General features: G+C 68.2%; 12 protein-coding genes and 1 pseudogene. 6 read left to right on the top strand and 7 right to left on the bottom strand.

The genetic code is table 11. From position 1 onward, the window contains the following. The first annotated feature begins 76 nt into the window (after positions 1-76). Together WA670_RS02085 and WA670_RS02090 are read left to right on the top strand one after the other, a co-directional pair. Positions 77-1,306 carry a M20 metallopeptidase family protein gene (locus WA670_RS02085; RefSeq protein WP_134727602.1) on the top strand — a complete coding sequence of 410 codons (1,230 nt, stop codon included), beginning with the start codon at positions 77-79 and terminating at the stop codon, positions 1,304-1,306. Positions 1,307-1,679: 373 nt separating this feature from the next. Next, entirely contained in the window at positions 1,680-2,582 is a 903-nt protein-coding gene (locus WA670_RS02090; protein WP_037808572.1) for a dihydrodipicolinate synthase family protein, read from the top strand. A 4-nt stretch (positions 2,583-2,586) separates the two neighbouring features. On the opposite strand, the gene WA670_RS02095 is transcribed toward WA670_RS02090, so the two are convergent. Next, positions 2,587-3,552, bottom strand: coding sequence for an RNA polymerase subunit sigma-70 (locus tag WA670_RS02095; protein ID WP_240691206.1), 966 nt, complete (start codon positions 3,550-3,552; stop codon positions 2,587-2,589). A gap of 210 nt (positions 3,553-3,762) precedes the next feature. Between WA670_RS02095 and lysA the strand changes: the two genes are divergently transcribed. Beyond that, positions 3,763-5,097, top strand: coding sequence for a diaminopimelate decarboxylase (lysA, locus tag WA670_RS02100; protein ID WP_037808576.1), 1,335 nt, complete (start codon positions 3,763-3,765; stop codon positions 5,095-5,097). Here lysA and WA670_RS02105 read toward each other — a convergent pair. Next, positions 5,094-6,620: an APC family permease gene (locus tag WA670_RS02105; protein ID WP_336156784.1), complete on the bottom strand. Its 1,527-nt coding sequence runs from the start codon at positions 6,618-6,620 to the stop codon at positions 5,094-5,096. The genes lysA and WA670_RS02105 overlap by 4 nt on opposite strands. Positions 6,621-6,800: 180 nt before the next feature. Here WA670_RS02105 and WA670_RS02110 point away from each other — a divergent pair, with 180 nt between their 5' ends. Then, complete coding sequence (locus WA670_RS02110; RefSeq protein ID WP_009084674.1) at positions 6,801-7,298, top strand: Lrp/AsnC family transcriptional regulator; 498 nt, start codon at positions 6,801-6,803, stop codon at positions 7,296-7,298. Positions 7,299-8,592: 1,294 nt separating this feature from the next. Here the strand turns inward: WA670_RS02110 and WA670_RS02115 are convergent. Together WA670_RS02115 and WA670_RS02120 are read right to left on the bottom strand one after the other, a co-directional pair. Beyond that, positions 8,593-10,422 carry a LamG-like jellyroll fold domain-containing protein gene (locus WA670_RS02115; protein ID WP_275292913.1) on the bottom strand — a complete coding sequence of 610 codons (1,830 nt, stop codon included), beginning with the start codon at positions 10,420-10,422 and terminating at the stop codon, positions 8,593-8,595. 124 nt (positions 10,423-10,546) lie between these two features. After that, positions 10,547-11,020, bottom strand: a pseudogene (locus WA670_RS02120) (DUF6328 family protein); the annotation flags it as partial. A 1,038-nt stretch (positions 11,021-12,058) separates the two neighbouring features. Between WA670_RS02120 and WA670_RS02125 the strand changes: the two are divergent. Then, entirely contained in the window at positions 12,059-12,646 is a 588-nt protein-coding gene (locus WA670_RS02125) for a superoxide dismutase (RefSeq protein WP_037808587.1), read from the top strand. A gap of 14 nt (positions 12,647-12,660) precedes the next feature. Here the strand turns inward: WA670_RS02125 and WA670_RS02130 are convergent, their stop codons facing one another. Both WA670_RS02130 and WA670_RS02135 read right to left on the bottom strand, forming a co-directional pair. Then, entirely contained in the window at positions 12,661-13,062 is a 402-nt protein-coding gene (locus WA670_RS02130) for a TIGR03667 family PPOX class F420-dependent oxidoreductase (protein ID WP_037808590.1), read from the bottom strand. Positions 13,063-13,243: 181 nt separating this feature from the next. Beyond that, on the bottom strand, positions 13,244-15,673 hold the full coding sequence (locus WA670_RS02135; protein WP_336156787.1) for a DUF2339 domain-containing protein: 2,430 nt from the start codon (positions 15,671-15,673) through the stop codon (positions 13,244-13,246). Between the two features lie 95 nt (positions 15,674-15,768). Here WA670_RS02135 and dusB point away from each other — a divergent pair, with 95 nt between their 5' ends. Continuing rightward, positions 15,769-16,941, top strand: a complete 1,173-nt coding sequence (gene dusB / locus WA670_RS02140; RefSeq protein WP_336156788.1) for a tRNA dihydrouridine synthase DusB — start codon at positions 15,769-15,771, stop codon at positions 16,939-16,941. Positions 16,942-17,161: 220 nt separating this feature from the next. Here the strand turns inward: dusB and WA670_RS02145 are convergent, their stop codons facing one another. Then, a complete protein-coding gene (locus WA670_RS02145; protein WP_134727607.1) occupies positions 17,162-17,581 on the bottom strand; it encodes an Hsp20/alpha crystallin family protein in 420 nt (139 codons plus the stop codon). Between the last annotated feature and the right edge of the window lie 72 nt (positions 17,582-17,653).

A 17,653-nucleotide genomic window follows, 5' to 3' on the forward strand; every position in this document is an offset into this window, starting at 1 on the left:
GCGCACACCGTATTCCGCCTCGCTGGCGAACGCACGCACGGTGCGCCCGAAGCGTGCGAGGTGCCACTATCGAGCCATGACCGGACCCACCGACCTCCCCACCCTGCCCGGCAACCGGCACGCCGGGCTGCTCGACGCCGCGCGGCAGCTCCAGGACCGCACTGTCGAGCTTCGCCGCGCCGTGCACCGGCATCCCGAACAGGGCTTGCAGCTGCCACGCACCCAGGCGGCGATCCGCACCGCACTGGCCGACCTGCCGATCGAACTCACCGACGGCCGCTCCACGACGTCGCTCACCGGCGTCCTGCGCGGCGCCCGTCCCGGCCCGGCCGTGCTGCTGCGGGCGGACATGGACGCGCTGCCGCTCACCGAGGACACCGGCCTGGAGTTCTCGTCCGAGATCGACGGTTCGATGCACGCCTGCGGCCACGACACGCACGTCGCGATGCTCGCCTCCGCGGCACGGCTGCTGTCTGAGCGGGTCGACGACCTGGCCGGCTCGGTCGTGTTCATGTTCCAGCCCGGCGAGGAAGGCCTCCACGGCGCGCGGCACATGATCCACGAGGGAGTGCTGGACGCGGCGGGCACGCGCGTCACGCGAGCCTTCGGCCTGCACACGATCGCCAACAGCCCGAGCGGCGTCCTGCAGGTCCGCGGCGGGCCGATGATGGCGTCGGCCGACACGTTCAGCGTCGAGGTCAACGGCCGCGGCGGCCACGGTTCCGCCCCGCACGACGCGATCGACCCCGTCCCCGCCGCGGCGGCGATGGTCAGCGCGATCCAGACGATGGTCACGCGCCGGATCAGCGTCTTCGACCCGGCGGTGGTCTCGGTGACCCGCATCCAGGCCGGGACGACGACGAACATCATCCCCGAGACGGCGGTGCTCGAGGGGACCATTCGCACCCTGTCGGAGTCGACGCGGTCCTTCATCCGCGAGGAACTGCCGAAGGTGTGCGAGGCGGTCGGAGCGGCCCACGGCTGCCGCGTGTCGGCCGGCGTTGACCCGGGCTACCCGACGACGGTCAACGACCCGGCAGTGGCGGCCGAGGTGTTGTCGCTGGGTGCGGAGGTGCTGGGCGAGGACAACGTCGAGGAGCTGACCACGCCGATCATGGGCGCGGAAGACTTCTCGTATGTCCTGCAACGGATTCCGGGCGCGTTCGCGTTCATCGGCGCCCGCGAGCCGGGAGCGGACCCGGCGACCACCGAGGACAACCACTCGAACCGGGTGAAGTTCCACGAACCGGCGATGGCCGCCGGGGTGGCCATGTACACGGCGTTCGCCTTGGACGCTCTGCGCTGAGGGTTTCGGCACGCCCCTTTCGCTGGGGCGTGCCGACTCAGGCTGCTTGCGCGAGGAAGACGAACTCGCGTTCTGTCGGGGCTTGCCGGAACGTGTACGTGATGCGAAATGAGGCGAGCGGCAGCCGCACGTCAGTGACCTCGACTCGTTGCTCCGCCGACCCGACTCCCGCACCTCGCGGGTGCGCAGCGGCACGTTCCAGGTCCCCACGCGAGGTAATCCGGTCGTCGGCCAGCGGTACCTAGTTTTGCCAGGCCAGGCCGCCCTTCAGCACCGATCTAGGACGCATATCCCAAAGATCAGGACGATCGTCCTGGCCACCTCGTGTTACCCTCCGACTGTCGAGACATCATATATCAGATCGGATCTGCTCGTGGCGTTCGAGAAACAGCGACAGCGGCTCGCCGGCGTGGTGGCGATCCCGGTGACTCCCTTCACCGCGGCCGGGGACGTGGACGCCGAGACGTACGAGCGGCTAGTCGAACGGCTCGTGCTGAGCGGCATCGAGGTCGTCACGCCGAACGGCAACACCGGCGAGTTCTACGCACTCGAAGAGCAAGAAACGCGACAGTGTCTCGAAGTCACCACGAAGGCCGCGCGCGAGGCGAGCGTCCTCGCAGGCGTCGGCCATGACGTGCGTACAGCCGTGAAGGCCGCGAAGCACGCGCGCGCATCCGGAGCGGACATGGTGATGATCCATCAGCCCGTGCACCCGTACGTATCGCGCGCGGGCTGGATCGACTACCACCGCGCTATCGCGAACGAAGTGCCCGAACTCGGGGTTGTCCTGTACGTGCGCAACCCCGCCATCGAGGGTGCGGACCTGGCACAGCTCGCCGACGTCGCGCCGAACGTAATCGGCGTGAAGTACGCGGTGCCGGATCCGGTGCGCTTCCGCACCGTCGCGCGCGACGCGGGGTACGAGCGCTTCGTGTGGATCGCCGGTCTCGCCGAACTGTCCGCCCCTGGGTACTTCGCAGTCGGCGCGACGGGCTTCACCTCCGGCTTGGTGAACGTCGCGCCGCAGATCTCGCTCGACCTGTTCCGCCGTCTCCGCAACCACGACTTCGACGGCGCGATGGAAATCTGGGACCGCATCCGCCCGTTCGAGGAGATGCGCGCCGCGCACGGGAACGCCAACAACGTCAGCGTGGTCAAGGACGCCCTTTCGCAACTCAGCCTGTGCCGCCCCGACGTACGACCGCCGAGCAGGCTGCTGACCGCCGGGGAACGGGACCAGCTGTTCGGGATCCTGTCCGCGTGGGGGCTTTCGTAACGCCTCAGGCGAGCGCGGGCGGGAGGTCGAAAGTCGGGAAGACTTCCGGACCGAAGGTGGTCACCTCCGCGACACGGCCGCCGTCGAGCCGCAGCGTCACCAGGCCGAAGGCCCGGAACTCGCCGACTGTGCGCGCGTACGTGGCGAGCGCGGGCAGACCGTTCGCACGGGTCTCGACAACACGGAATTCCGCAGCGTCGCCACCATGCAACGCCGGTGCCCAGCCCGCGAGCACGGTGTCCCGCCCCGCGTACCAAGTCGGTTCCGGCCCCATGTGCCCGCCAGCGCCGGGAGCGTGACTGCAACGCACGTCTTCGCGCAGCAGTTCAGCGAAGGCCGCTTCGTCGTGCTCTACGAGCGCTTTGACGTACTTCGCGACAACAGCGCGTTCCTCATCGCTCCCGGACGCAGACGCCCACTCCGTACGTCGCGTAGACAGGTGCTCCTGCAACTCGGCCCGCGCGCGCAGCACATTGCTGTTCACCGACGCAGGCGTCGTACCGAGCGCTGAAGCCGTCTCACGCGCGGACCAGCCGAGTACGTCGCGAAGCACCAACGCAGCACGCTGTCGCGGCGAAAGATGCTGAATGGCGGCGAGGAACGCCAACTCCACCGTCTCAAGCGCGACGACGACAGTGTCCGGCTGAAGCGCACTGTCGGGCGCAGGCTGCAGCCAGGGAACCGCGACGTCGGGACGCGGCGCGAGGTCGGAGTCGTGCGCAACTGGCAGATCGAGCATCGGCAGCTCGCGCGGGTGCGCTTCGAGGTGATCGAGACACGCGTTGGTCGCGATCCGGTACAGCCACGCCCGCAGGCTCGCGCGGCCCGCGTACGTCGAACGGCCGCGCCACGCGCGCAGCAGAGTCTCCTGGACCAGGTCTTCCGCCTCGTCGAACGAGCCCAGCATCCGGTAGCAGTGCACCCGCAGCTCGTGCCGGTACGCCTCGGTCTCGCTCGCGAAGTCCGTCATCTGTTCAACCATGTCCGATAAGACGGCGGATCCCCGGATAACTCAGCAAAGCCCAGCTCAACCGGGGTGTGGCGGAAGTTACTCGTGCGTTAAGAACCCGTCAGCACGGCCGCCCGGACCGTCAGGGGCCCGTTTCCGGGACGTTCCGGTCCGGGCTCGGCGCAGTGTGCTGGCGATGTTCGCCGCGATCGACATCGACCGGAGGTAACCGTGACGCTCAGCGAGCTGCTCCCGAGTCTCGGCTGCGAGGCCGCCGACCATCTGGAACCGGGGCTCTGGCCGCAAGGCACGAAGCTCGGCGAAGGCGGTGAACTGCTCTTCGCCGGCGCGCCGGTCAGCCACCTCGCCGCGCGCTTCGGTACGCCCGCCTACCTCCTCGACGAGGAACAGGTGCGCGAAACAGCCCGCGCGTACCGCCGTGCGCTGCCGGAGGCCGACGTCGCCTTCGCGAGCAAGGCGCTCTGTACGCGAGCAGTGTTGCGTTGGGTCGCCGAAGAAGGACTGTCGCTCGACACGTGCTCCGCTGGAGAGATCGCCGTCGCACGCGCTGTCGGTTTTCCCGCGGAGCGCATTCTGTTGCACGGCAACGCGAAGACCCCGGAAGACTTGAAAGCCGCGCTGCAGTACGGCGTCGGTCGCATCGTCCTCGACTCTCTCGACGAAGTCGAACAGCTCGGCGCGCTCGCCCATGGCGCACAGCGCGTCCTTATCCGCGTCACGCCCGGCGTCAGCGGCGACACGCACGCCGCGATCACGACCGGCACCGAAGGGCAGAAGTTCGGCTTCTCGCTACGCCCCGACGTACGCGACAACGTCGACCGCGCTGTCGCAGCAGTGCTTTCACAGCCAAGCCTGCAACTAACCGGACTGCACTGCCACATCGGCTCGCAAGTGTCCCGTGTAGACCGTTACGAGGAAGCCGCGCGACGGATGGTCGAAGTACTCGTCCGTATCCGCGACCAGTACGGAATCACGTTGCGCGACTTGGATCTCGGCGGCGGCCACGCAGTGCCGTACGCCGACCGCGAAGCGTCCTTCGACCTCGACGGGTACGCACGCCGCCTCCGCGTCGCACTGAGCTACGAATGCTCGTCACACGACTTTCCCTTGCCACGCCTGACAATCGAGCCCGGCCGCGCGATCGTCGGACCGGCCGGAATCACCGTCTACCGCGTGTGCGCCGTGAAGCGCGGCGCGCGCACCTTCGTCGCTGTCGACGGCGGCATGAGCGACAACCCGCGCCCTGCGCTGTACGGCGCGCGCTACACCGCACGTCTCGTCGGCCGTCGCACGAAGGCCGCGCGTACGCCGATGACAGTGGTCGGACGACACTGCGAGTCCGGCGACGTACTGGCGGACGTCTGTCTGCCCGACGACATCCACGTCGGCGATCTGTTGGCCGTGCCGTGCACCGGCGCGTATCACCACTCGCTGGCGTCGAACTACAACCTCGTCGGCCGCCCACCGCTCGTCGGCGTCCGCGACGGGCACGCGACGCTCCTCGTACGCCGCGAAACCGAAGAAGACCTGCTTCGCCGCTGCTAGCTTTCGATGGTCTGACCGCCACGAGCAACGGCGCCGCGCGTCAGACGCCGCCCGGCGAAGAAGTCACGGCAGGCGCGTTGCACGGCGAACATCAACGGAAAGCCCACGAGGATCGCCACGACACCGATCACCGCGACGCCGCCGATGCCGAACACAGTGGTCTCTCCGGCGTCAGGCTTCGCGTACGCGATCGCCGCGAGCACCAGTACCGCCAGGAAGAACACGCCGCCTACGAAGGGCAGTAAGCCGCGAAGCAGGAAATTGCGCACGCTCGACCACAGCGTCCGGCGAAACACCCACACGCACGCGAGCGCCGTCACCGTGAACTCGATCGCGATCGTGAGCCCGACCGCGTCGACCGAATCCGCGAGCACGTTCCGGCTCCACAACGCCAGCAGCACGTACAAGGCGAGCGACACCAGCCCGAACGCCCAGGTGGTCACCGACGGCGTCTGGTACTTCGGATGCACGCGGCCGAACACCTTGGGCAGCGCGCCGTGGCTGGCCATCGACAGCGTGGTGCGCGCGGCGGGCATGATCGTCGCCTGGCTCGTGGCCGCGCCGCTGGTCAGCACCGACACGATCAGCAGCACCCCCATGACCTTGCCGAACCCGGACGTCCCGAACACCGCGCCGCCCAGGCCGGCGAGCACGTCCTCGGCGTTCGCCTCGTTGGCCAGCCCGATCCCGTGCTCGCCGACGCCCGCGAAAGCCAGCGCAGCGACGGTCACCAGCAGGTAGTTGAGCACCAGCAGCACTGTCGACAGAATCGCCGCCCGGCCCGGCGCGTGCCGCGGATCAGCCGATTCCTCGTTCACCGAAAGCGAACTCTCCCAGCCCCAGTAGATGAAGACCGCGAGCAGCACCGCCGACACCGCCGTCCCGACGCTCACTCCGCTCGGCCACAGCCAGTCCCACCGCGGCGTGGTCGCTTGCGGGCCCGCAGTGCCGCTGTAGACGCGCGTGAGCGCTACGACGGAAAAGATCACCAGGACGGCGAGTTCGATGCCGAGGAGGATCCACTGCGCCCGCGCGGACACCTCGATGCCGCGGTAGCAGAGCCAGCAGAGCGCGAGCAGCCACGCACATCCGATGGCGGTCGTCACCGCGCGGTTGTTCGCGAGGTCGTCTAGACCAAACAGCAGCAGCGTGTACCGGCCGGTCAGCGCGGATTGACTGGACATCACCAGAAACTGCTCCACCAGGACGACCCAGCCGGTCATCCAGCCAACGCGGCTGCCGAACGCCCGGGTGGCCCAAGTGAAGTTGGTGCCGCAGTCGGGTTCGGCCGCATTCAGTTCCCGGAAGGCAAAAGCGACGAACAGCACCGGCACGAACGACAGGAGCACGAACGCGGCGGCTTTGAACCCCGTTCCGGCGAGCACGATGAACCCGAGCGTCGCGGCGATCGAGTAGGCCGGGGCGGTCGAAGACATCCCGATCACCGTCGAGGACACCATGCCCAGCGCGTTCGAACGGAGCCCCTTGGCCGGCACCACAGGCGCGGCGACGGCTTCGGTCATTGGAATATTCCTCCTCAAGATCGGCGGTTCGCGACCGTACCCGCTGTTTGCCGGAGCCAGAACGGGGCCCGCATGTCCGCCATCTGGAGAAGAAAACGGGAAAGGGTCTCCTGCTCTCCGGCTCCTGCCGATACGCTGCGCGTCTGACGAATCACATGCCGAAACACAGGGAGGGACGGCATGGGTGACGAAAACCGTACGAAAATCGAGGAACCGCGTGCTCCGAGAGCGCTAGACGGGACCGACCGGACGCTCATCACGCTGTTACAGGAAGACGGCAGGGCGTCCTTCACCGCACTGGCCAAGGCGGTGGGTCTTTCGGAGGGCGCGGTGCGGCAGCGAGTACAACGGCTGCTGCGAGAGGAAATGGTGCAGATAGTCGCCGTGACCTCACCAGAACACGTCGACCTGACCCGAAGGGCGATGGTCGGCATCACGGTGGACGGAGACGCCCGCGAAGTGGCCCAGCAGCTGGCCAAGGTCGCCGACGTACACCAGGTGGCCCTCTGCTCAGGCCGCTTCGACCTGCTGGCAGAACTGCTCTGCCGCGACGACGACCACCTCCTGTCCGTACTCGGCGACGAGGTACGGCCCATCGCGGGCGTCGTCTCGACGGAGCTGTTCGTGTACCTGAAGCTCGCGAAACAGGACTATTCGTGGGGACGGCTCACCGCCTGATCCACGGTTTCGCGGCTGGGTGCTGGGCTGGGTTTCGCGGCTGGGTCCGCGGTCGGGTTTCGCGGCTGGGTGCTGGCTAGGTTCATGGGCTGGCGTGCTCAGGCTGAGTTCTCGGTGGGGTTCTCGGTCTGAGGTGCCGCTCACGCCTCCGGCGCGGCGGCGACTGGGCCAGACGCCGACTGGGCCCTTGAGCTGGGCTTTTGACCTTGACTCGCGGGTTGGCGTATCCGGATCGGGTTGCTCGGGCGATGCCCTTGGGCTCCTTGGAGCCCTTGGGCCAGCGCGGTCGCCCCCGTCGGACCGGTTCAGGCTGGCCCCTGGACTGGACCGGCTGCTCCTTGGACTGGGCCACCTCGGTTCCGCGGCACGCTCCCCGTTCGCGGCGCGTGTCCCGGCCTCGCTTGGCCGATTCCGAAACTGACCAAGGCGGAACATCCAGGCGTTGGACACCGGAGTCCCGGTGCCAGCATCAGCGCTGGCCCCGGTTTCGGAATCCCGGCACGAACGTCAGTCCCGGCAACGAGCTCCACCCGAACCATCCGCCCTGGCACCCGGCTACGGCCGAAACGCCAGTCCGGCACGGTTCCACTGCTGGCCCAGCAACGGCGCTGGCCAGCACGGGCTTCCCCGTTCCAGCAACGACGCTGCCCAACGGGCGAAGCGGGCCTGACCAGTTCCGGCAACGCAGCCGGTCCCGACAACGGTCCGGCTCGACCACCGGTTCCAGCACCCGTGCTGATCCCGGCAACGAACTCCAACCACGCCACCAGCACCTGGCAACGAGTTCCGAGCCACCGATCAGCATCCACGCCGAACCCGGCACAAGTCACCGGCATCCGGGCCAACCAGGCAACGGAACTCCGACCCAGCATCGCCGCTGGTCCAGGAGCCCCAGCCCAGGCAACGGTCCAGCGCTGCCGCTGCCCCGCACACCGACGTTCCCTGCCCCAGTCCCCGGCAAGGGAACGCTCGCCCGCGGCATGCCTCGTCCCGCTCACCGGCACAGCACCGCCCTCGGCGAAATTCCCGGATCCAGCACCCACCCTGAACGAATTCCGACCGTTCCGATACTACTTCAAAATGACTATTACCCCGTCCCCCGATTAGACCGACTGGCGGAAGCCGTCAGTTTCGCCAATACCCCCGAACGGCCGCACTGGCAGAATGTGCCCACCGCGCAATCGGAATAACGCGTCAGAGATTCCCGATCGTCACACCGCCGGCAAGCCGGTCGCGGATCCAGTCCCCGGCCAGCACCCTCCGCAATTGCCGAGCAGCCAATCGGCACCGCTTATCAGCCCAGCAGAAATTCCCGCGGCGCCAGCGCCCGGTCGACCACGCGGGCCTCGCCGATCTCGCCGTAGAAGCTGCGCTCCACCTTGCCCCGGTACGACGACGCGCCGACCAGCCAGCTGCCGCCCGGGTTCGCGAGGCCGATCGCCGGAGTCTTGGGGTTGCGCAGCAGCGGGCAGCCGTCGACGTAGAGTGTGCTGCGCCGTCCGTCGTTGACGACCGCGACGTGCCACCACTTCGCCAACGGCAGCTCGTGGCCCCAGTTGGTCGAAATCCCGTTCTGGTTCAACGGGAACACCGCCCACTGCAGTTCTGCACCGTCCGAGACGCTGAACGTCGCGGCCGATTCGTTGGGGTCGTCGCCGGACTTCCCGGCCGCGCCGCCGTTGCCGAGGCGCGCGAAGATGCCGCACCAGCCGTGGGTGCCGTCGCGGAAGTCTTCGGGCAGCCGGATGAACGCTTCGACGGTGTAGCCGCGTTGGAAGGTCAGGTTGTTCATCGGCGCACTGTCGACGGTCTGGAGGTACGCGCCGCGGCCAGGGTTGCGCGCGCCGTCGAAGCGAAGGCTCGCCCGCGACGGTTGGCGGGGCGAGAAATCCGCCGAGTAAGTCAACGCGTCAGGCCCGCTGCCCGGCACGGTCGCGCGGCGCAGATCGTTCCCGCGGCCGGTGAGGTCCTTGATCAGCGCGTTGTCCGGAACCGGAGCCCCCGCACGGCCGCCCTCGAACCGCCAGTACGCGACGGTACCCGGCACAAGCTGCGGTTTCACCGGACGGGCCGGCGGCACTGGAACGGGCGCGAAACCGGCGAACCGCTTGTCGAAGTCGATGTCGATGCTGAAGTAGTCGACGTCGGTGCTGCGCTCGGCCTCGATGCGCTCGAGTTCGGTGAGGTCGCGCCGATCGTCGAGCCACGGCGAGAAGGTGCGGACGTCGATCACCCCGCGGGCGACGTCGAACTGGTACAGCCGGATCATGCCGCTGCCGCCGTAGTAGCGGTCCTGGTAGTTCGTGAGGTGCAGGTGCACGTCGTGGCCGGCGGCGTTGCGCTTCACCATCCGGCTCGGCGGCCAGTAGTGACCGTTGAGGGTCAGGAAGATCTGGTCGCTTTCGTTGACGAACTCGTCCCAGACCTGCTTGCCGAAGTCCGACAGGAACGCCTTGCCCTGCTCGTCGGAGTTGACCAGCTCGTGGATCGTCAGGATCGCGGGCATCTTCGGGTGCTGCGCGAGAACCTGCTTAGCCCACGCGAACCCGCCCGATGACGGACGCCAGTCCATAGCAAGCACCAGCCATTCCCGGCCGGCGGCCCGGAACACGTGGTAGGTGTTGTAGCCGTCCTTTGAGGAGCCGCGGAACGTCGGCGAATTCCGCTGCCGCTGCGGCCCGAACGCGTCGAGGTAGGGCGTCCGCCCGCGCTGGTCGTCGGTGGAGCCGTCGATGTCGTGGTTGCCCGCGAGAGTGCTGTACGGAAACCGGAACCGGTCGAGCACCTGGAACGACCGGCTGATGCCAGCGAACTCCCGGGCCTGCCCGTTCTGCGTGAGATCGCCGAGGTGCGCGAGGAAGACAACGTTGTCGTCGTGCCCGTGGCGCAGCAGGTACGACAACGAGGCGTCCACCGGCGTCGAGTCGCCCCGGTCCTCGTCAAACAGGTACTGGGTGTCCGGCATGACCGCGATCGTGAACCGCGGGCTGTCACCGTCCGGCCGCCGAGCGACACTGGGATCAGCCGCGGCGATCCCGTTCAGGCCAGGAAGCGCGGACACCGCCGCACCAGCGCCGAGAATTCCGGCACCGCGCAGGAAGTTCCGCCGTGAAGAGTCAGTCACGAGCAGGAAGCTACGGGCCGGTCCCGACCGCTACGGCAACAATTGCCGACGGCTCGATGAACAGCTCCATGTCCCCGGCGTTTCTGTCCTGCGCAGGACAAACGGAAGGCTGCGCTGGTTCCGCTCAGTGACCGTCGCGTCGCCTTTGGTCGCCGACGAGCATGCCCGGCACCGCGAACCACAGCAGCCCGAACAGCAAGATCGCCATCCCGCCGACGAGCCCCATCGCAACCGGTCCGAAAGAGACCTTCGCGATCAGCGCGACAGTCACCGTGATCGCCGCGGCAAGACACCCGAACCCAACAAGCACGACCCGGTTGCCGACCCGCAGGATCTGCTCCCGCCGCCCAGTCCGGAACAGCATCCGGTGCCACGCCGCAGGCGCGATCAGCAACGCCGTCGCCGCGACAGTCAGCAACACCGCGAGCAGGTGCAGCGTCTTCTCGAACCCGCTGGCGTCGTGAAACCGACCCGTGAAGACCACCGACAACAGGAACCCGAACAGGATCTGCACGCCCGCCTGCGCGACCCGCAGCTCCTGCAGCAGCTCGCCGACGTTCCGCTGCAACATCTGGTTCCGCGTCTCGCCGGTGTGCTCGACGTCGTCGCCGACGTCCGCCGATCCCTCGACGTCCGCTGTCCCGGTGGCCTGCGCCGGACCGATCGCCTTCGCCAGTCCGCCGGGTTGCGCCGACTCACTGGGTTGCGGCCGTCCGGAAGCCTCGGCCGGTCGACTGGGTCGCGGTGCCCCGCCGGATTGCGGCAGTCCGGAAACCTCGGCCGGTCCGCTGGGTCGCGGCGACCCGCCGGGTTGTCCCAGCCGGGGAGCCTCCGCCTGACCGGTGGCCTGCGCCGACTCACTGGGCTGCTGCGATCCGGCGACCTGCGCCGATTCACCAGCCCGAGCTCGCCCGCTGGATTGCACCGGTCCGCCGCTGCCCGCCAGCCCGCTGCCGGTGGGTCCGCCGCCGGTCGATCCGCCGTCAGCCGGTCCACCGTCGCCTGATCCGCCGCCAGTTGACCCGCCGCTGCCAGCCTGCCCGCTGGCGTCCGCCGGTCGACCGCTCTCCGACGCCCCACGGGTCTCGGCCGGTCCGCTGGCACCCGCCGACTCATGGTCGTCCGCACGACGGCCGTCAAACCCCATGGCGCTGTTCGGGTCGTCAGGCATGTCAGGCTCCACCGGTGCTCGCCAAAGCACCGCCGGGCAAGTCCGACGCTGCCACGCTGCCAAGTACCCACCGCGTCAAGGCCCGAAAACTCACCACGCCAGCCGGACGACCTTCACGTCCACCGCAACGACCTCCCAACTCCACCGGCTCGCTAGCCGCTCTCGTACGCGGAGCGTGCCTCGAACCGCACCTGCGCGCCTCAGAGCCTCACCGCGACGAGCATCAGCACCAGGCTTGACCTCACCGCGGTGCATCCAGACAGCACTCCGCACCCGGCCTGGCCCACGCCTGACCTGCACTCACCCGGTCCGGACAGAGTCTGAATCCGGCTGATCCCGACGCTGTCCCACCCGGCAACCCCACGCACCTCACGCCCGAGGAAAGCCGTCCCGAGATCCGGGCAACCTCCACACGTTCGAGTGGAGAACATGGCACGGCACGCGCCGACTGGTTAGAGAAGTTTCATGCGTTTCCTCCCTAAACTCCTTTCCGCGGCCTTCGCCGCTGGTCTCTCCGTCACGAGCCTCTCGGCCACCTCCGCCGCAGCCACTCCAGCGACGGACTCTCCTCTGCACTTCACTGCTGCCCACGGCACATTCGCGGCGTACGTACCGGGCAGCCATGCCGTCACCTACCGTCCGGATCTCGTGCCCGTCGGTGCCAAGGCGCACGTCTCCGCCCTGTCCGCCGGCCGCGTCGGCACCACCACCGTGCTGGTGATCAGCGGCCTCCTGCCGCAGCACGAATACGGTGCACACGCGCACGTCAACTCCTGCGGCGCCACCGGTGACGCCGCGGGCGGACACTTCCAGCACGTGCCGGACCCGGTGAAGCCTTCGGTGGATCCGGCCTACGCCAACCCGCGCAACGAGATCTGGCTCGACTTCACCACCAACCGCTCAGGCATCGGTCATGCAACCTCCGTTGTGGACTGGACATTCGACGGACGACGGGCGAAGTCCGTGGTGATCCACGAAACCCACACCCACACCAACCCCGGGCACGCCGGCACCGCGGGTGGACGGCTGGCCTGCCTCGACGTCGGCTTCTAAAACAGGAGCTGCCCTCAGAACCCCCAGGACTTCTCCGGAACGATCCGGATCCGCACGGAGTAGTCGGCGTCGAAGGCAGCTGGATCGGCGAACCCGATGCCGGCGTAATGCCGCTGGTACTTCGCCAGGTAGCCAGGTGCTTCGGAGGCCTTGGCCTCGTCGACCTGCGCACGTCCGTTGACGACGATGATGCTCCCGCCGTGTTCGTCGCTGTTCAGGTGAAAACTCACCTCCGGATTGGCGGCGAGATGCCGGAGTTTGGCCGTGCCCGGCCGACTGAAGACCACGATGTCCTCGCCGTCGAGCACGAACCAAACCGGCCGCGGCGCGGGGCGTCCGCTGGGAGTCACCGTGGTGAGCCAGGCGACGGATTCGCCCGCGCGTTCAATGAGTTTCGGGTCGTGGGTGTAGGTCATGGTCGGATACCTCCTCGGTAGGTTTCCCAGGTAACCACGAGCCACCGACAGTTCTGCCCCGCCGACCTTCGCGAGCCGTCTCAAGCCGCTTCCCGACACGGCTCAGTTTTGTTGCCGCACAAGGAAAACCCCCGATCCGAGGTCAATCTCGTTTCCCCGGATCGGGGGACTTCTCGCAAGTTCAGCGCGACGCGACAACCCGCGCGTACCGGGCACCCGCCACAAGCAGGATCACACCGGCACCGAGGAACGCGCCCACGCGAGCCAACCCGTCCAGAGTGGCAAGGTCGAACAACACGAGCTTCGCGACGGCAGCGGCCACCAGCACCAGTCCGGTGATCCGCAACGCGACCACCTTGATCCCGCGCAGGAGAAGGACGAACGCCACCACCGTCCAGGAAACCGTGACGAGCGTGTGGCCAACCAGGAATCCACCACGACCAGGGGCTACGAGCATGGACGCGGTGAGCACCAGCCCAGCAGCGCCGTAGAGCGCGCACAATCCGGCAGGCAGCCAAGGCGCGAGACTGGCCGACTTCACCACGTTGAGCTGAATTGCCGCCCACGGCAACGCAATCGCGGCAGCGAGCAGAAGGACAGCCGAGACCAGCGCGGTCAGGAGAAGATCTCGCGGATGCCAATTCGGGAGGATCAGCAGCGCCGGTGTCACGTCCGACCCGAGCGTGAACAGTCCGCCGATCACCGCGAAGACGAGAGAACCGCCTAGCGCGAAACGGTTTCGAGTGAACTTCGCCGCGAACGCGAGCGCAACTGCCTCGCCAAGCAGGACAGCTCCGCCATCGAACTGCGTGACGGTCGCCTGCATCGCGGCGACAAGACCAGCGATCCCTGCGACAGTACCGGAATTCCCTCGAACGATGATCCAGGTCGCGATGAGCACGACCGCCGTTCCGCCCGCGAGAAGCACAGATTCCGGCCGGTGCAGCATCAGCGCGGCGACCAGGATCGGCAGCGGGGAAACAGCCAGGACGGACAGCGAGTAAGGCTCATTGTCATTGCGCCGCAACGAAACCAGTGCTGCCGCCGCACTGACCACGCCAGCGGCGATAACTGCCCACACCGGCAACGTGCGCAGTCCGGTACCGATCAACGCCGTTGTCAAGGGAGGAATGGCCGCAGTAAACGAAAGGGGCCACCATGACCGTCGAAGCTGGACAGGGACGGTCGCGATCTGGATCATAAGAAGGAACGTCACGAGTTCATCGGTGAAGCCCCGGGTGATCAGGGGCGCACACACTCCGCATCCTCCCACCACGGCAATCGCCAGGAGAGAGGAATCCCATTTGACCGCAAGCACAAGTCCGCCCACCGCGATCGCCAAGCCGACCGCGAGTCCGGCGGGAACCGGCAGGAAATCGTACAAGGAGGTGGCAGCGACAGTGTCGAGGTAGAGCGTCGCGATCCCAGTGGCGACAAGGGCGAATGCTCCCGTGCGCGCCGCCGGCTTGCGGTGCAGCCAAGCACCCGCGCCGACCAGGATCCCACCGAACGCAGCGCCGACCGCCACTCGCGGCAACGGAGCGAGCCAGCCGCGCTGGATGGCCAAGATCAGCAGCAGAACGACCCCGAGCAACGTCACGGCACCGCCAACCCACGCCAGAAGGCGCGAACCCGCGCCTTCGCGGCCGAGTCGCTCACGAAGCGTCGGAGGCGGGATGTAGGGCGGCTGTCCGTATGGCAGCTGGCCATACGGCGGCTGTTGGGCGGTTGCCTGCGGGTGTCCTTGGGCGGACTGGTCGGCGGTGGGCTGTCCGTGGCCCGGTTGGGCGGCGAACTGTTCGGCTCCGGCATCGCCAGCGGCGGGTTGCCCGGTCCCGGGGCGCGGCGGCGACGGGTGGGTCGCGCCGGACATCGGCTGGGCGGAATACGGGACTGCGTAAGGGTTGTACGGGTAGTAGCCCGGGCGCGGGTAGTACGGCACCCCGTGTGCGGCCGAGTAGGCCGGGTACGCGTACGGGCCCTGCGCAGCTTGGTAGCCCGGGGCGGGCGAGTGGCCAGGGGCAGCGGGATAGCTGTGGCCAGGCGCAGGAGGTTGGCCAGGTCCGGCGGGGTGTCCCGACACGGCAGCATTGCCAGGTTCGGCAAACGGGCTCGACTCGGCAGGGCGACCTGACGCGGACGGCACGCCCGGTGTGGCGGCCTGGTCCGGCGCGGCAGTCTGGTCCGGCGCGGCGGCGGCCTGATCCGGTGCAGTGGCGGTCTGGTCCGGTGCGGCGGAAGAGACTGCCTTGTCGGCATGGCCCGGCGCGGCCGCCTGGTCAGAGCCGACGGCTGCTGCGGCCGCCTGGTCGGAGCCGACGGCTGGCATGGCCGGGTAGTCGGAGCTGACGGGCTGAGTGTCGCCAGGCGGGTAGTCCGCCGGTGACGCCTCCGCAGTCCGCGCTGTCGGCTCGGCGTGGCCGCCCGGTTGGCCCGTCGTCGGCTGGGAGTCCGCGGGCGCGTCCAGAGCGGGCGCCTCGTCGGGCTGGTCGGTGGCCGGCTCGGGCTGGGGGCGCACCGCGCGGAGTTCCGCGCCTACGTGGGTCAGGCGGCGGCCGAGGTCGTCCAGTTCGCCGGCCAGGCGGTGGAGCGTTGCAGCTTCCGTGGTCATACCGGACAGCCTGGGCGAAACGGCACGATGATCGGATCCGTAGCACTACTCAAAGGCTGGACACGAGATGGTCTCGCGGCCACCGACCTGCCCGGATGCGTGTGCCGTACGTCACGGGCGACAATGGAAGAGTGACTGCCACGTTGAGCGCGCCCACGTTGAAGATCGGCCCCTACCAGGTCGATCCTCCCGTCGTGCTCGCTCCGATGGCGGGCATCACCAACGTGGCGTTCCGGCAGCTCTGCCAGGAGTACGGCGCTGGCATCTACGTGTGCGAGATGATCACCGCCCGTGCGGTCGTCGAGCGGCACCCCGGCACGATGCACATGATGACCTTCGGCGAGAACGAAAAGCCGAGGTCCATGCAGCTGTACGGGGTCGACCCGAAGACGATGGCCGAAGCGGTTCGGATCATCGTCGGCGAGGGGCTCGCGGACCACGTGGATTCGAACTTCGGCTGTCCGGTCGCGAAGGTGACGCGGAAGGGCGGTGGCGCGGCGTTGCCGTTCAAGCGGCGGCTGTTCGCGGACATCGTGCGCGAGTCGGCGAAGGCGGCGGCAGAGGGCGGTGTTCCGTTCACCGTGAAGTTCCGCGTCGGCATCGACGACGACCATCAAACCTTCCTCGACGCCGGGCGCATCGCCGAAGCCGAGGGCGCGGCTGCCGTCAGCTTGCACGCGCGCACGGCCGCGCAGCGCTACTCCGGTCAGGCCGACTGGTCGAAGATCTCGGCGCTGAAAGAGGCGGTCACCAGCATCCCGGTGCTGGGCAACGGCGACATCTTCTCCGCCGACGACGCCCTGCGCATGGTCAGCGAAACCGGCTGCGATGGCGTCGTCGTCGGACGCGGCTGCCTCGGCCGGCCGTGGCTGTTCGGCGAGCTGGAAGCCGCCTTCCAAGGTCGGGAGATTCCGGAGGGGCCGAACCTCGGCGAAGTCGCGCGCGTCCTGCGGCGGCACACAGAGCTGCTGATCGAGCACGACGGCCCGGACAAGGCCATGCGCGACATCCGCAAGCACATGGCCTGGTACCTGATGGGCTTCCCGGTCGGCTCCGAACTCCGCCGCGGCTTCGCGATGGTGACGAGCCTGAACCAGCTCGACGACCTGATCGCACAGCTGGACCACGACGCCCCGTTCCCGAGCGCCGCGACCGGACCGCGCGGGCGGCAGGGCTCGCCGGGCAAGGTGACGCTCCCGCACGGCTGGCTCGACGACCCGGACGACGATTGCGTCCCCGAGGCCGAAGACATGCACTCCGGCGGCTGATCACAGCCTGGCCAGAACGACGCTGAGCTTTGCCGACATCTACCCGACGAGCGCTTGGGGCTCAACCACGGGTGTGCGCGCTCGGCGCGGAGTACTTCGTGCACGCAAACGGCAGCCAGCCGAGCCGAAAACCCACCGCTGACCTGCATAGATAGCAAGTGTCCCCAGGTTATCCACAACCCACTGTGGACAACCTGAGGACAACTTGGGTACAGCCGACTCAGGCGTCGATCTCCTGCGGCGCGCCGCCAACAGTGATCTTGCGCGGCTGAGCCTTCTCGGCGACCGGAATGCGCAGCGTCAGCACGCCGTCGACGTAGTCGGCGGCGATGCGCGTGGTGTCGAGCGTGTCGCCGAGGAACAGCTGGCGCGAGAACTTGCCGCGCGGCCGCTCGGACACCTGGACCTGTGCGTCCTCGACCGCGACCGGCGTGCGCTCGGCGCGGACGGTAAGCACGTTGCGCTCGACGCTCACGTCGATGGAGTCGCGGGCGATCCCCGGGAGGTCGAACTGGATGACGTACTCGTCGCCGGCGCGGTAGGCGTCCATCGGGACGGAGCGCGGCGCGGTGCCCTGACCGCCGAAGAACTGCTGGGTCAGACGGTCGAACTGGGCGAACGGGTCGGTGCGGATCAGCATTGTCGAATCCCCTTTCGGACAACTGCGGCCAGCTGCTGGGGCGCTGACCAAGCCTTGCAAAGTTGCCAACGT

Origin of the sequence: Amycolatopsis sp. VC5-11 (assembly GCF_037034185.1) — a bacterium.
In the GTDB taxonomy this organism is placed as follows: Bacteria; Actinomycetota; Actinomycetes; order Mycobacteriales; family Pseudonocardiaceae; genus Amycolatopsis; species Amycolatopsis nivea.